This is a genomic window from Chryseobacterium sp. OSA05B (genome assembly GCF_019970065.1).
Taxonomy (GTDB): Bacteria; Bacteroidota; Bacteroidia; order Flavobacteriales; family Weeksellaceae; genus Chryseobacterium.
In genome coordinates this window covers 1-16,159 of record NZ_JAHXYH010000005.1, presented here as the reverse complement: position 1 = coordinate 16,159, position 16,159 = coordinate 1, and the positions used below count along the sequence as shown (strand labels likewise).

Below are 16,159 nucleotides of genomic sequence, written 5' to 3'. Positions count from 1 at the left end.
GTATTAGTGACCTCCATCAGATTCTAAAATATCAACATTGATTCCTTGTTTAGACAAAGCCTTTTTGGTTATGTATGCGAATAATGCAATATACGCAAAACAAAGCACCGGAATAAAATATGAATTGTGAATTCCGATAATATCAGACAGTTTCCCCTGTAGTGGCGGGATAATACCACCACCTAAGATCATCATTACTAAGAATGCAGATCCCTGAGCGGTATACTTTCCTAAACCTGTAATGGCTAACGTAAAGATAGACGGCCACATGATACTACAGGCAAGACCTCCGGAAAGGAATGCATAAATAGCGATGTTTCCTGTGGTAAGAAGTCCTACGATCATTGCAATCACTCCAAACAGACCAAAAATCGTCAATGTAGTAGCAGGTTTGTTTTTACTAATCAGGAATAAGATTACCTGAATAGCAATACAGATCGCATAGAAATAAAGATGTGACATATCTTTTTGTGCAATGGTATTGATACCGATAATGACAAGGAATGCCACAAAAGGAACCACAATGGTAGCAATGGTTTGTTGTTGTTTATTAAGATTGAATACGGCAATAGCACCAGTCCATCTTCCGATCATCAAACTTCCCCAATACATCGAAATGTACGGAGCAAGATCCGAGGATTGATGACCGCCGAACGCAGGGGTACTTAGAAGCTCACCCAGATTACTTCCTATCGCCACTTCCACTCCCACGTAGCACAGAATGGCAATCATTCCCAACACAAGCTGTGGATATTTCATTGCGCCCCAACCGTCCGGATTCTTTTTCGAACTGGTGTTGGCGAAAATAAGACATACAATAACGGAAAGTAATGCTCCTCCGAGATAGATCATTCTCTCTTTCTCAAGAGGATGTTTTATGGTTTCAAGTTCTGTTTTCTTGGTAGCGATCTGTGTCGTGTATTCAGCTGTTTTTGCAGCGTCTGTTTCTTTCTTCAGATTTGTGTCAAGGACTGAAATTTCATTACCCAATGCTTCAATTTTCTTGGCTTCATCAGAGTTGTAGCTGCTGAATACCGGAATAAAGAATAAGATCACCAGGATGGTCATCGCTATAAGGGTTTTTCTTGCTTTTCCAGCTTTTTCCATAGGCTCAGTTGAGATCCCGTCCGGAAGTTTTTTAGAAAAATAGAAGACTCCGGCAGCAATTAGAAACAGGGCTCCTACGGCAGTGTAAAGTAAAATTACTTTATCCAGCGCCAGGTGTTTGATCTGATCGTCATCTACCGTCGCAGTCGTTCCGAAAAGCGCAAGACCTACAATGATGGGCCCGATGGATGTTCCAAAAGAGTTGATTCCCCCGGCTAAATTCTGCCTGCTCGCTCCTGTTTTCGGGTCTCCCAAAAGGACGGCAAAAGGGTTGGCAGCCGTCTGTTGGATAGAAAAACCTAAGGCTACAACGAAAAGCCCGATAAGCATTCCGTAATACACATTGGCTTTAACAGCTAAGATCATAATGGCAGCTCCAATGGCTGACAGCAGCAGTCCGTATACGATACTCCTCTTGTAGCCCCATTTTCCTATGATATCAATACCTTTGATGGTACTGGATATGAACAGCAACAGTGCTCCTAAGAAATAGGCCGTATAAAACGCAAAGTCTATTAATTGGGACTGAAACTGGTCAAGGGAAAAATAGTTTTTACAGAAAGGGATAAAAATACTATTGCCGGCTGCAATAAAACCCCAGAAAAAAAATACAAGCACCAGCGTGTATAGTGCAGGGTAATTAGTCGGTTGATTTGTTTTAGACATGTTTGTTAAAAATTTCGCAAACAAATATAACTATTTCTTTTATATAGAGTGTTCCAGCAGCGTTTTTTTTATTTCTTTGTAAGCCTCTGTTTTTAGGTCTTTTGGAGAATCGGAAGGCTCCATGATTCCGTTGAAATAGACTTTTACACGGCCTGGATAGCCTTTGGTACTGTCGAAAGGGAAAATTTCCTTCAGTCCTACAAAAGTATAAACGGTGATCGGAGAGTTGTGTTTGGAAGATAAAGTAAATGCTCCATCTTTGAATTCATCCAGAACAATAGAAGTGTCATCCGGTACACCGCCTTCTGGAAATATGGCGATGCTGTTGCCTTCTTCCATTTTCTCTGCACATCTTCTGTAGACATCTGCCCGGCTTCTTGCGCTGCCTCGATCTACCATCACACATATCCTTTTATATATGGTACCGAAAATCGGGATCTTTACCAGTTCTTTTTTGCCCACAAAACAGATCGGATGGTCAGGCATCAGGATACAGGTAAGCATGATATCCATAATCGAAGTATGGTTCGAAATGAAAACGTAAGGTTTGCTTTTGTCTTTTTTATGGTCGGAAAGATGGGTGAGATCATACCTCAGACCCATACCGTAGAACATCCCGAAACACCAGATGCGGATGAATTTGTACGCGTATTTGTAATGCTTTTTACTAAAGGATAAAATATAGACAGGGATTCCCAGTGTGACTGTTAAGACAAACGCCAAGAGCAGCAGCCAGAATCTCCAAAGATAATTTAAAATTTTTGTCACCGCTTAACCGTTAAAAATTACTTTCTTTTTCACTGAATAATTCAGAATGGATACCAGTAGAATCGCAGCGATCTTACTGATCATTTCAGGGCTTAAGGTATAAAAAATTAAATTGATATTGTCCTTAAATATAAAGCTGTAGAAAATCTGAAAAAAGCCTAAGCTCAGTAAGGTTGATACAAAAGAAACACCCATGAAGTAGGCGAATTCTTTGCTTTTGGAATGTTTTCCCCTTTCAAAGACAAACCAGATGCTTAGAAAATAATTGGTAATGATTCCGCAGCTGGTAGAGAAAATGTTACTCAAAGGATAGTGGATGCCGTGAAAATTGGTTTCTCCAGCGAAAAAATGCGGCAGGTAGGTACTGAAAGCTTTGAAGCTTCCAATTTCTACAATAGCGCTGAGCCCTCCGGCTATAATGAAGAACAAAACCTGTTTCTGGCGTATTAGTAATTCTCTCATTCAATATATATGAAAGTGCAAATTTATAATTATATGTCAATAATGTAAGAATAAAAGATTATTTTAAAATAGAAAAGGAATGTATTCTGTTGATTTTTAACTCAATACAGGTGTGTTTTGTACGGAGGATAAAGGGGAATCTGTATACCCATATGATATAACGTACTTTTTTGAACGGTTTCTGATAATGATCGGAATAAGGCGGAAAATTACTTTATGATTATTTCACAGATAGCAGATAAAAAGGATAATCGTTGTAAGCAAAAGGGATTGAAGATGATCCGGAATTTTAGGGTCGCAAATATTGTGATAAGCATATGTTAAACAATGAAAAAAGTTGTTAAATAATTTTTTTGAATCAAAATAATTTCTAAATTTATTCTTCTGAATGATGTAATTATAACCTGATAATAAATTCATTTTCAACTTCTTGTGTTGATGGTTTTTTCTATCTTGGAATGTGCGCCCTAACGCATAATACCTTAATTTTCACGACCCAAACTATAACAATATTTGTATGAAAAGTCAAAACAAATACAGAAAATTCCAGCTTCAGCAAAAAAATATTGAGGCTCTTGAGAGAGAGAATTCCCGCTTCAAAAGAGTGTATTCAGAGTATGAAAATATGGCAGATGAATTGTGGAACCTTGAAAACTCCACAGACCAACCTGTGCCGGATGATTTTATTAACGCCATCATGCTTCAGAGTTCTTATCTGGAGGATGAAATCGAAGACTGGCTCATCAAGTTTAACAATCAAAAAGCTGATATAAAACATTAGAAGCTTCCAGTCTGTTTTTAAACGCTATTTAAAGATAAATTCATAATTTAGCATCCTTAAACTAAAATGTAATATATGGTTGCTATTGTTGATAGTGGTTCTACCAAATCAGATTGGGTGATACTTGATGACTTTAAAAAAGTGTTTTTAAAAACAGAAACTATCGGCTTTAATCCTAATTTTATCAACAGAGAACTGATCGTTCCTGAAATAGAAAAGAACAGCAGCCTTATATTGGTCAAAAACTCCATCACGAAAATTTTCTTCTACGGTTCCGGATGTGGTGTGAAAAAAAACTGCGAAACCATTGAAGAGGAATTGAAAAAAGTATTCACAAAAGCTGAAATCGTTGTGAGGGAGGATCTTGTGGCTGCTGCCTATGCTGCCTACAGTGGAAAACCTGCTGTTGTGTGTATTCTGGGAACCGGATCCAATTCATGTTATTTCGACGGTAAAAACATTAAAATAGAATTGCCTTCCCTTGGTTTCCTGATGGGAGATGAAGGAAGCGGAAGCGCCATTGGAAAACAGCTGGTGCGAAGATATTTTATGAAAAAACTGCCGGAAGATCTTCATACTGAATTTGAACAGAGTTACGGGTTGAAGATAGAAGAGGCTTTGAAAAATATGTATCACAGTTCAAGACCAAACGCATGGCTGGCGGATTTCAATAAATTTGTCATCGAAAGAAAGAATCATCCTTACTTTAAAGATATGGTATACGAGGAAATGAAAAACTTCTTCGAATACCAGGTCATTCCTTATAAAGAATCAAAAGATGCCGAGATTAATTTCATCGGCTCTATTGCGTATTATTATGAAGATACTCTCCGTTCTGTAGCGGAAGAGTTTCAGTTAAATGTAGGACATGTTGTCCAGAAACCCATCGAAAGTTTAGTAGACTACCATATTAAGTATATACTTTAATAAAAAACAAAATTCTATGTCAAGTAAAACCCACCGCGACGAAAAGAACTTTAATCAGGCCGCGTTAGATTATCATAAAGCCGAACCTAAAGGAAAGATCGAAGTTATCCCTTCGAAGCCTCACTCTTCTCAAAGAGATTTATCATTGGCATACTCACCAGGGGTGGCAGTTCCTTGTATGGAGATCCACGAGAAGCCGGAAACCGTTTATGACTACACAGGAAAAGGAAACCTGGTAGCTGTAATTTCCAACGGAACGGCTGTATTAGGTCTTGGTGATATCGGAGCTGAAGCTTCAAAACCGGTAATGGAAGGAAAAGGTCTTTTGTTTAAGATCTTTGCAGACATCAATGTCTTTGATATTGAGATCGATGAAAAAGATCCGGACAAATTTATCCAGATTGTAAAAGGAATTGCTCCTACATTCGGAGGAATCAACCTTGAAGATATCAAAGCACCTGAGGCTTTCTATATTGAGCAGAAACTGAAAGAAGAGCTTGATATTCCTTTGATGCACGATGACCAGCACGGAACAGCTATTATTTCAGCTGCCGCACTGATCAACTCCCTTCAGATCGCCGGTAAAAATATCGGTGAAGTAAAAATGGTTGTGAACGGAGCCGGAGCGGCTGCCATTGCATGTACCAACTTATACATTTCTTTAGGTTTGAAGAGAGAAAATGTTTTAATGTGCGACAGTAAAGGAGTAATCAATCATAAAAGAGAAAATCTTACCCCTGAAAAAATAGATTTCATTGCCAATACCGATATCGAGACACTGGAAGATGCCGTAAAAGGTTCAGATGTTTTCATCGGATTGTCAAAAGGAAACGTAATGACTCCGGAAATGCTTTCCAGCATGAATGAGAATCCTATCGTTTTTGCTTTGGCGAACCCGGATCCTGAGATCGCTTACGATCTTGCTCTTGAAACCCGTAAAGACGTGATCATGGCAACCGGAAGAAGCGACTATCCTAACCAGGTGAACAATGTATTGGGATTCCCTTACATTTTCCGTGGTGCATTGGATGTTCAGGCGAAAGGAATCAATGAAGAAATGAAGCTGGCTGCGGTACACGCCATCGCAGATCTTGCGAAAGAACCAGTACCTGAAGCAGTGATTCTTGCGTATAATGTTCAGAATTTACAGTTTGGAAGAGAATATTTTATTCCAAAACCGTTTGATAACAGACTGATCACCAAAGTATCAAGTGCTGTGGCAAAGGCAGCGATTGAAAGCGGTATCGCCAGAAAAACGATTGAAGACTTCGAAGAGTACGAAAACCAGCTGCTTGACAGAATGGGAAGAGACGAGAAGTTGGTAAGAATGATGCAGAGTCGTGCCAAATCCAATCCTAAGAGAATCACTTTAGGAAATGCTGAAGAATACAATGTACTGAAAGCAGCGCAGATCCTTTACGAAGAAGGAATTGCCTTCCCAAGTCTTTTAGGAGATAAAAAATACATCAAAGAACAGATGGAGCGTTTCGGTATCAGTCTGGATATTCCGATTATTGATCCAAGCGATGATGATCAGAAGGAAAACAGAAAGAGATACAGAGAAACCCTTTGGAAACTTCGTCAGAGAAAAGGAATGAACGAATACAAGGCGAAAAGATATGTACGCCAGAGAGATTATTTTGGTCCTTTGATGTTGAGACACGGAGATACAGACGGTCTTATCGTTGGTTTTTCTAAAAACTATACGTCAGTGCTTCGTCCTGTTTTGGAAGTGATAGAAAAAGACAAAGGGGTAGATAAGATAGCGGCGATGATGATGATCCTTTCAGAAAAAAAACCTATTTTCTTTGCTGATACATCTATCAATCAGAATCCTACTGCAGAAGACCTTGTGAATATTGCAAAAATGGCAGAAATTACAGTAAAATCTTTCGCAATAGAGCCTAGAATTGCCATGCTTGGTTTCGAAAACTTTGCAGCGATTTCCGAGACTTCCAAAAAAGTAGCGAAAGCAGTAAGCATCCTTCACGAGAAATATCCTAAAATGGTTGTTGATGGTGAAATCCAGCCTGATTTTGCTATGAATGCAGATCATTTGAGTGACTATCCATTCTCCAAATTAGGAACTACGCCTGCCAATACATTCGTTTTCCCGAATCTTGAAAGTGCTAATCTTTCTTACAAGATCATCAGAGGAATGAAAGTAGCTCAGGTAATCGGGCCAATCCTTATGGGATTAAAGCAGCCGGTACATGTTTTACAGATGCGTTCAAGTGTAGATGAAATCGTAAACTTAGCGACGGTAGCAGTACTTGATGCTCAGAGAAGAGAAAAGAAAAATTCTGAAAAGAACAACGGTTAGAAATAGTAAAATGGTCCCTTAAAAGACCGTTTTTAATTATCATAAAAATAGCAGAAGACTCCAGATTTTGGAGTCTTTTGTTTTTCTATTAAATCATTGAATTTACATTCAAAATTTAAGTTAAAAATCATTCGTACATGAAATGAAAATATTAATTAGTTTAAATTGCTATATTTGGGAGTTTTAAAAATTAATAATGATATTTTCCTTACAAGGCAGCGTTCAAGAACTTACGCCCACTTACGCAGTGATCAACGTACAAGGAGTTGGTTACTATGTAGGTATCAGTTTGATGACCTCCCAGGCACTGGCCCTGAATAAGCCAGCATTCTTATTTATTCAGCAGATCATTCGGGAAGATGCACATCTTCTCTTTGGTTTTAACACTCGTTCAGAAAAAGAAATGTTCAATCTGTTAATAAGCGTTAACGGAGTAGGAGCTGTTTCTGCCCTTATACTTCTTTCCACTTTAAGCCTTGAAGAGATCGCTACGGCCATTCTTTCCAAGAACAGCGCCCTCATTCAAAAAGCCAAAGGAATAGGGGCTAAAACCGCAGAGAGAATCATAGTGGATTTAAAGGATAAAGTCCAGAAATTCGGCATTGAGGCGGAAAATATTTCTGCTTTTGTAGATAATAAAGTCAAGGAAGAATCGTTATCTGCATTAGAAGTTTTAGGGATCCCGAAACGTATGAGCGAGAAGATAGCAGACAGAATGATGAAGCAGAATCCGGAGATCTCGGTAGAAGAATTGGTAAAACAAATTTTAAAAAACATTTAACATTTGGTGGCGAATATTAAGCATCTCAAAATATTTTTGTTCCTGTCGTTCCTGTGCATGTCGGTAAGTGCCTTTGCGCAACAGGTACGTGATACTGCGATCATAAAGAAAGAATATCAACTGGCTGACCCCACACGGTATGAAGCCTTTTACGACATAAAAACCGGAATGTACTACGTATATCCTAAGATTGGAAATACCTATACCGGTCCTCCTACAGCGATGTCTCCGGAAGAGTATAAAGAATTTATGCTCGCTACCCAGACAAAAGCTTACTACAAGGAGAAATCCGATAAATACAGTCTCCTTTTCAGAAGAGACAGAACAGATGCCCGAAAACAGGGGCTTATTCCATCTTTAACGATCAACAACAGACTGTTTGAAACCATTTTCGGAAGTAATAAAATCGAGATCATTCCGTCAGGATATGCCTCTTTAGACTTCGCCGGACTTTACCAGAAAATAGACAACCCGCTGATCCTGCCCCAAAACAGGACCAGTTTTACATTTGATATCGACCAGAGAATACAGCTGGGACTTTTAGGAAAAGTAGGGGAAAACCTTCAGTTGAAAGCCAATTACGATACCCAAAGCGGTTTTGCATTTGAAAACAGAATGAACCTCGTATGGCAGGCAAAAGGAAGCTGGAAAGACCTTCAGACCAAAGGCCTCGGTGATGTAGACAAACCAAGTGCCGGAGGAGAAGATAAAATCATAAAAAGAGTAGAATTCGGTAACGTGAATATGCCGCTTTCTACAAGTCTTATCCGTGGTTCACAGTCCCTTTTTGGGGTGAAATCGGAATTCCAGCTTGGAAAGACCTTCGGAACAGTAGTTCTTTCCCAACAGCAGGGTGAAGCCAGAAATATTGTAGTGCAGGGTGGTGGTGTGATGAATAATTTTAAGGTCAATGCCATCGACTATGAAGATAACCAACACTTTTTCCTGGGGCATTATTTCTTAGACCGATATGACCAGGCATTGCTCAACTATCCGCAAATCAATTCCACGGTAAACGTGACCAGATTAGAGGTTTGGGTACTGGATCAAGGGAACAGTAATCTGGCTTACCAGAAAAGTATTATTGGGATCAGGGACCTTGGAGAAGGAGCCGGAGGATTACCGGATAACTCGCAGAATGGATTGTACCAGTCTATTAATGCTGCCATAGGGCCGAGAGAAGCCGGTAAAAACTATGCGACTACATTCCAGGGACAGAGTTTCCCGGGAAGTGCACAGCCCTATGATAATGGTGAGCAGTTTATTTTCAACACAAAAGCAAGAAGGCTGAATGCCAATGAATATACATTACAGCCTCAGTTAGGATATGTTTCATTAAACCAGAAGCTGAACGAAAATCAGCTTTTAGCCGTTTCTTACTCTTTTACAGACGGAACCAATAAAGTATACAAAGTAGGGGAATTCTCCGAAGAAAGCCCTGTATTGGTAACCAAGGTTCTAAGAGTAAACAACAAAGTGAATACGGAATCTCCGATGTGGGACCTGATGATGAAAAACATCTATTCTCTGGATGCTGGACAGGTAGCGCAGGACGGGTTTATCCTGAATGTTTTCTACAGAGATCAGAAGACAGGAGGTAAGGTAAACTATCTTCCGGGGACGCCTGTTCAGGATAAGAATTTACTGAAGTTATTCAACTGGGACCGTCTGAATATGAACGGTGATATCCAGGCCAGCAGCGGTATATTGGGAGACGGGATTTTTGACTTTGTCAACGGGATCACCATACGGCCGGAAACAGGAAGGATTATCTTCACCAAAGTACAGCCTTTCGGTAGTTTTATGGCCAGCCAGGTGGGTAACGATCCACAGTTTGTCTTCACCGATCTTTATAAACAACAGAAGCAGGTAGCGACTTCCAGTAATCTTGCTCAGCGTTATACCATAGAAGGACGTTACAAAGGAACACAGGGACAGGGAATTTCTCTTGGAGCGGTAAACGTTCCGCAGGGATCTGTAAAAGTTTCTGCTAACGGGGTTCAGCTGACGGAAGGCGTAGACTATACCGTAGACTATATGCTTGGAACGGTAACTGTGATCAATGAGAACGTTAAACAGTCCGGACAGGCGATCAATATCTCACTGGAAAACCAGCTTACATTCAACACACAACGAAAAAGATTCTTAGGGTTAAACCTTGAAAGAAGATTCAATGAGAACTTTATCATAGGTGGAACGGTTGTCAATTATTCTGAATCTCCGCTTACCCAGAAAGTAAACTATGGGCAGGAGGCTGTTAATAACACCATGGCAGGGGTGAATATGATGTACAACAATCAGATGCCTTTCCTGACCAGACTGACCGATAAAATTCCGTTGGTCAATACCGAGGCTCCATCCAACCTTAACTTTAAAATGGAAGCGGCTTATTTGCTTCCGGGATTGAATAAAGGGACCAATGATCAGTCTTATGTAGATGACTTTGAACAAACGACTTCTAAAATATCACTAAAAGAACCTGCTGCATGGAGTCTTGCGTCAAGGCCGGAGAAAAATACATTAGCACCATTCAACGGAGCACCGGGTAATGATGTTTTGACAAGCGGCTATGGAAGAGGACTTCTTTCATGGTATAATATTGACCCGAGATTCTGGGGTGTAGGAGGGAGAGCTCCTGCGGGAATTACTGCACAGTCCGTTTCCAATCACGCGTCCAGAAGAGTTCAGTATTCCGAGATTTACAATAACAGAGATTTTGTTGCGGGCGAACAGACCTTCACCAATACTTTAGATATTTCTTACTATCCTAATGAAAAAGGTCCTTACAACGTGAATCCGGGCTCTGAAACAGCAGCTTCAAGATGGGCGGGGATCATGAGGCCAATCAGTGTTTCCAACTTCGTGAATTCAAACATTGAATATGTGGAATTTTGGATGATGGATCCGTATGCCGACGGAAACACTTTAGGAGACAAAGCAAGACTTTTACTTCAATTAGGAAACGTTTCAGAAGATATTCTGAAAGATGGTAAAATGCAGTATGAAAATGGTCTTCCTACTCCGGGAGCCCCTTCTACTACAACCACTTCCAACTGGGGAGTGCAGCCGAAACAGCCACCTATCCTTTATGCATTCTCCAGCGAAGGAGACGACAGAAGATCTCAGGATTTAGGATACGATGGATTAAGCTCTGATCAGGAAGCCATGAAATTTGGAAATACATTCGTAAACCCGGTGACCAATCTGGCTGACCCCGCGGTAGATGATTTCGTATTTTTTATGTCTAGTAAATTTACAGGCGGACAGGCGGCATCTCTTGTTCAGAGATACAAATACTTCAGAAATCCGGAAGGAAATTCTCAGGCCAACTCTCTGGAAGTAGCTTCACAGACTCCGGATGCAGAAGATATCAATAAAGATTACAACCTTGACCAGACAGAAAGCTACAATGAATATATTGTAAAACTGGACAAGCCGAGCCTTTCATTGGGTAGTAACAATATCGTAGATGTAAAAACGGTAAAAGCCACTTTCCAGAACGGACAGACGTCAGATGTAAAATGGTACTTATTCAGAATTCCGGTTTCAAAATATGCAGAGCCTGAAGCGGAAGGAGAAAGAAATCAATCGGTACTGAACAACGTAAGATTTGCAAGATTAATGCTTGCAGGATTTGAGCAGACGTCTACTTTAAGATTCGGGACAATGGACCTTGTAAGATCTGACTGGAGAAGATATCCAAACCAGATTGCCAGCCCAACGGTGAGTTCACAACAGGAAGGTGTGGGAATAGCACAAAATAATAACTTCGAAGTAGGAAGTGTAAATATTGAAGAAAATGCATTGAACCAGCCACCATATGTACTTCCTCCGGGAATCGACAGACAGGTGCTAAGCGGGAATGCAGGAGCACAGAGACAGAATGAGGCATCTCTTTACATGAAAGTGGAAGGTCTTGCCGGAGAAGCCAGAGGAGTATTCAAGAATACAACACTGGATATGAGAAGATATAAAAAGCTTAAACTTTTTGTACACGCTCAGGATCCAACTGAAAGAACTCAAGGCCTGGATCCGGAATCCAAATTCTTCATCCGTTTCGGAAGTGATGCTACAGATAACTACTACGAGTACGAGTCTTCAGTAATGCTTACTCCGAGAACAGCCACTACTCCTTTTGAGATTTGGCCTATTGAAAATAATGTTGACCTTGAAATTCAAAATTTTGTAGACGCAAAGATTCGAAGAGACAAGGCTACATCAAATATCGTGGACAGGATTCACGATCCGGTATTTGGAGATGACTTTAAGAAGATCTATATCAAAGGACGTCCAAGTCTTGGAAATGTTACAACGATTATGATCGGGGTAAGAAATACCAGCCGATTTAACAATATCACAAGGATTCTCTGGGTAAACGAAATCCGTCTTTCTGAAATTGAAAACGATGGCGGATATGCAGGGAATGCAAGCTTGAACTTTAACCTTGGGGATTTTGCAACCGTTAATACAAGTGCATCTTATACTTCTGTAGGTTTCGGTAATATAGATTCAAAACCGGCAGAAAGAAATCAGTCTACACAATCAGCGTTCAGTATCAATACCGCGGTGAACGTAGATAAATTCCTTCCTGAAAAAAGCGGAATGAAAATTCCATTAAACTATTCTTACGCGCAAACAATTGAAGATCCGAAATACAATCCTCTTGATACCGATGTGGAATTCAGTAAGGCAGCGAATAAAGAACAACTGAAAAAAGTAGCAAGAACATACACACAGCAAAGAAGTATCGGCGTTGTGAATATGCACAAGGAAAGAGTAAATCCAAATAAAAAACCTAAATTCTATGATATTGAAAACGTTTCCGTAACTGCGGTTTATAACGATGACTATTTCAGAGATATTTATACTTCTAAAAATTACAGACAGTATCTGAGAGGGTATGTGGATTACAATTATACCTTTAAGCCGTGGGTGATTAAGCCTTTCAACAAAATGATCAGTGATACGGCAAAATCTACAAAATATCTGAGATGGGTTAAAGAATTCAATTTCAATCCGATTCCTACAAGATTATCTTTCAGAACGGAAATAGACAGAAATTACAACGAACTTGAATTTAGAAATGTAGAAGCGATCTTAAGTGGAAATATGGGCGACAGTTTCGCGGCGATCAAGAACAGAAACTTCTTCTTCGGATGGCAGTATGGTTTAGGATTCAATTTCACAAAATCATTAAAACTGGAGATCAATTCTGCGACAAGAACATTGAACGATAATATTGATGTGAATGGAATGGACGGTAAATCCATCTTTGGAAATATCTTCAGAGCGGGTAGGCCGGTATTGTACAATCACAGAGCACAGTTGAGTTACAAACTGCCGTTCCAGTACCTTCCGTATCTAGACTTTATTGATGCAGAAGTAAGCTACGGACTTACCTATAACTGGAATGCCAGATCTACAGCACTGCTTTCAAGCCCTGAAGGAAGCTTAGGTTCAGTAGGACAGAATACAAACATGATCCAGGCTACGGCTACAGCAGATATTCCTAAGTTCTTTGGACAGTTTAAATATTTCAAGAATATTTCCGGAAAACTGCAGAAACGTAAGCAGGAAATCGATTCCCTTAATAACGCATACACCCAACAGTGGGAAAAGAAAAGGTACAGATTTAAAAGCTATAAATTTAAAAATAAGCTGACGATACTTCAGAGCGCAGCTTTTGTACTGACCTCATTCAAGCAGTTGGATTTTAGCTATACCGAAAATAACGGAACAGTGCTTCCTGGTTTACTTTCTGCACCGAATATGTATGGTTACGGCCAGACATTGGGAGGTCCTACCATCGGATTCCTTTTCGGGTCTCAGGCGGATATCAGAAGAACCGTGCTGGAAAACGGATGGGTAAGTGATTCCCCATATATGACGGATCCTTATATCAAGATGTCGACCCGGGAATTAAGGGCCAATCTACAGATCGTTCCGATGAATGATTTCAGGATTGATCTGAGCGCACTTCATAACTATAACAGGAACTTCTCCCAATCTGGATTTAACAACCGGAATAACCTTGGAACAGTCAATCATGATTATGCATTCGCAAATGATCAGATAACGTACTCCAACTCTGTGGTGCTTCTTAAAACCTCATTCAAAGAAACACAGGTTGTTTACCAGGCGATCAGGGAGAATGCAAGAATATTGTCACAACAGCTGGGCTTAGGGGAAGTATTGAACCCTGACGGTTTTGCAGAGCATTACAGTATTGCCAATGCTTATGTACTGATTCCTGCATTCAGAGCGGCAATGGAAGGAAAATCTGTCAAACAGATCGGAAATGCCAAGAAAGCCGGAATCCCGATTCCAAACTGGAAGGTGACCTACTCAGGTTTAAGAAATGTTCCGATTATTAACGGCCAGTTCTCTAAATTTGATTTACTGCATGGATATACTGCAACGTATACAGCCACAGGAATCCAGTCAAGTATTGATTATTTTAACAGGATTTCAGGTGGAAATGCATTCGATGTTAATAATGATTACATCAATCCGTTTACATTCTCTCAGGTGGGTTATGTAGAATCTTTCTCACCACTTATCGGAATCGATGTTACCATGAGAAACAATATGCAGTTCGGACTTCAGTACAACAGAAACAGAATGATGATTCTGGGATTGGTCAATCACACCCTTACGGAAGATTCCAATAGTGAGTATGTAGTGAGGTTAGGATACATTGTGAAGAACTTCAGATTAGGAATGGCTAATACGAGAGGATCCAGAGGAAAAGGAAGTGATCTTAATATCAGAGGAGATATCTCGTTAAGAGACAGCAAAACCTCTATTATGAATATCCTGTTGGATGATTCACAGATCACAGGAGGCCAGAAGCTGATGAATATCAAGATTTCTGCAGACTACAATGTTTCGGAGAATCTGAACTTAAGAGTCTTCTACGAGCAGATGACTTCCAAGTATAAAATATCGACGGCATTCCCGCTGTCTACCATCAGAGCCGGTCTGTCTGCGACGTTCACATTTGGTGACTCAGGCGGTGGTTTCTAAAATAAAATCAACAAACCTTAAATGTCCTTCAATTTTGAAGGACATTTTTTATATCCGATATTTGAAGCTACTATTATTTTGAATACATTTGTACAAAATAAAAATTAAAATGAATACACCATCAGAATTAAAGTACACGAAAGATCACGAATGGATCAAGATTGAAGGTAATGTAGCTACAATTGGTATTACAGACTTCGCACAAGGAGAACTTGGCGATATCGTATACGTAGATGTGGATACTGTAGATGATGATCTTGAAGGTGGAGCGGTTTTCGGAAGTGTAGAAGCGGTGAAAACGGTTTCAGATTTATTCTTACCTATTGCAGGAAAAGTTATTGAATTTAATTCAGAATTGGAAGATCAGCCTGAGCTGTTAAATACAGACCCTTATGGAAACGGTTGGATCATTAAATTAGAACTTGCTGATGGTGCAGATCATTCAGAACTGCTTACTGCAGAAGAATACCAGGCAATCATTGGATAAGATTTCAAAAATATTTAGTAAGATTTTGCCCATTTATTGGGCATTTCTTACTTATATGCTCCTTAAGCCAGGTGAAGAGAACCAGGAATACTGGTTTATGTTCAGCGGCATAGACAAGGTTTTGCATGTGAGCATATTTGCAATGTTAGGGTTCTCCTTCGTTGCAGCCTTTCCCAAAATCAAATTTTCATACTTCTTTCAGATCATCCTTATATATGCATTCCTTACTGAGATCCTTCAGGATGAAATGGGATTGGGCAGATCTATGGAATCTTTAGATATCGTAGCAGATACCGTAGGGTGTTTAATAGGATACTATATATATAAGGTATTAGTCAAGCGTTTTTTTTAAGCCAGGCACTATTATTTATATGGTATCATAAGTTCATATGTATTTTTTCTTCTCTGTAGTAAACATCTTCAATAGAAGTAGGCTTTGGTCCGCTTACAACAGAAGCAAAATAGAAAGGCTTTAGCTAAAATCTAGACTCTAGGCCTTTTCCTTCATCTTTTTATTGAACTTTTAACTCCTATTAACCATAACCCCTCATTGTGGATAACTGTATTTTTGGTGTAATATATTGTAAATTAAAATCTTATAATGATACTTATCCCCAATATGAATGGAGTGTAAACTTTATGTTAAATAAATTTGTTTTGCGTTTGAATAAGTTGTTATCTTTGCCCCACTGAAAAACGAGAGAGTTTCGGTAGCACAGAAGAGCTTTTAGATAAGCATAATGATTTAAATGAGCTTTAGGATGGAGACGAAAAGCTTCTTAAAATTTTTAGAAATAAAAGTTGCGAGAGTTAAAAAAGTTTGTATCTTTG

10 protein-coding genes are annotated in these 16,159 nt (G+C 39.5%); 7 read left to right on the top strand and 3 right to left on the bottom strand.

Annotated elements, in window-relative coordinates; all coding sequences use genetic code 11:
* Window positions 1-3: 3 nt before the first annotated feature.
* Genes LC419_RS18165 through LC419_RS18155 form a run of 3 tightly spaced genes read right to left on the bottom strand, consistent with a single transcriptional unit; the run spans window position 4 to window position 3,003 of the window.
* Entirely contained in the window at window positions 4-1,773 is a 1,770-nt protein-coding gene (locus LC419_RS18165) for an MFS transporter (RefSeq protein ID WP_223608687.1), read from the bottom strand.
* A 39-nt stretch (window positions 1,774-1,812) separates the two neighbouring features.
* A complete protein-coding gene (locus tag LC419_RS18160; RefSeq protein ID WP_223608686.1) occupies window positions 1,813-2,541 on the bottom strand; it encodes a lysophospholipid acyltransferase family protein in 729 nt (242 codons plus the stop codon).
* Between the two features lie 3 nt (window positions 2,542-2,544).
* Complete coding sequence (locus LC419_RS18155) at window positions 2,545-3,003, bottom strand: GtrA family protein (RefSeq protein ID WP_223608685.1); 459 nt, start codon at window positions 3,001-3,003, stop codon at window positions 2,545-2,547.
* A 517-nt stretch (window positions 3,004-3,520) separates the two neighbouring features.
* Between LC419_RS18155 and LC419_RS18150 the strand changes: the two genes are divergently transcribed.
* The 7 genes from LC419_RS18150 to LC419_RS18120 all read left to right on the top strand — a co-directional run bounded on the left by LC419_RS18150 (window position 3,521) and on the right by LC419_RS18120 (window position 15,680).
* Complete coding sequence (locus LC419_RS18150; protein WP_073335575.1) at window positions 3,521-3,784, top strand: hypothetical protein; 264 nt, start codon at window positions 3,521-3,523, stop codon at window positions 3,782-3,784.
* A gap of 75 nt (window positions 3,785-3,859) precedes the next feature.
* Window positions 3,860-4,711, top strand: a complete 852-nt coding sequence (locus LC419_RS18145; RefSeq protein ID WP_223608684.1) for a BadF/BadG/BcrA/BcrD ATPase family protein — start codon at window positions 3,860-3,862, stop codon at window positions 4,709-4,711.
* 16 nt (window positions 4,712-4,727) lie between these two features.
* Window positions 4,728-7,034 (top strand): NADP-dependent malic enzyme, encoded by a 2,307-nt coding sequence (locus LC419_RS18140; RefSeq protein WP_223608683.1) that lies wholly within the window; start codon window positions 4,728-4,730, stop codon window positions 7,032-7,034.
* 196 nt (window positions 7,035-7,230) lie between these two features.
* Window positions 7,231-7,815 carry a Holliday junction branch migration protein RuvA gene (gene ruvA, locus LC419_RS18135; protein ID WP_034725702.1) on the top strand — a complete coding sequence of 195 codons (585 nt, stop codon included), beginning with the start codon at window positions 7,231-7,233 and terminating at the stop codon, window positions 7,813-7,815.
* 57 nt (window positions 7,816-7,872) lie between these two features.
* Window positions 7,873-14,841, top strand: a complete 6,969-nt coding sequence (gene sprA / locus LC419_RS18130) for a cell surface protein SprA (protein WP_223608972.1) — start codon at window positions 7,873-7,875, stop codon at window positions 14,839-14,841.
* A gap of 109 nt (window positions 14,842-14,950) precedes the next feature.
* Window positions 14,951-15,328, top strand: a complete 378-nt coding sequence (gene gcvH / locus LC419_RS18125; protein WP_202092545.1) for a glycine cleavage system protein GcvH — start codon at window positions 14,951-14,953, stop codon at window positions 15,326-15,328.
* A gap of 25 nt (window positions 15,329-15,353) precedes the next feature.
* The gene (locus tag LC419_RS18120) at window positions 15,354-15,680 is read left to right on the top strand and encodes a VanZ family protein (protein WP_262901731.1); all 327 of its coding nucleotides are present in this window, start codon (window positions 15,354-15,356) and stop codon (window positions 15,678-15,680) included.
* The last annotated feature ends 479 nt before the right edge of the window (window positions 15,681-16,159 follow it).

Bases quoted from the DNA above. Each gene is read 5' to 3' on its own strand.
- LC419_RS18165 (WP_223608687.1), bottom strand. From the start codon at position 1,773: ATGTCTAAAACAAATCAACCGACTAATTACCCTGCACTATACACGCTG.
- LC419_RS18155 (WP_223608685.1), bottom strand. From the start codon at position 3,003: ATGAGAGAATTACTAATACGCCAGAAACAGGTTTTGTTCTTCATTATA.
- LC419_RS18150 (WP_073335575.1), top strand. From the start codon at position 3,521: ATGAAAAGTCAAAACAAATACAGAAAATTCCAGCTTCAGCAAAAAAAT.
- LC419_RS18145 (WP_223608684.1), top strand. From the start codon at position 3,860: ATGGTTGCTATTGTTGATAGTGGTTCTACCAAATCAGATTGGGTGATA.
- LC419_RS18140 (WP_223608683.1), top strand. From the start codon at position 4,728: ATGTCAAGTAAAACCCACCGCGACGAAAAGAACTTTAATCAGGCCGCG.
- ruvA (WP_034725702.1), top strand. From the start codon at position 7,231: ATGATATTTTCCTTACAAGGCAGCGTTCAAGAACTTACGCCCACTTAC.
- sprA (WP_223608972.1), top strand. From the start codon at position 7,873: ATGTCGGTAAGTGCCTTTGCGCAACAGGTACGTGATACTGCGATCATA.
- gcvH (WP_202092545.1), top strand. From the start codon at position 14,951: ATGAATACACCATCAGAATTAAAGTACACGAAAGATCACGAATGGATC.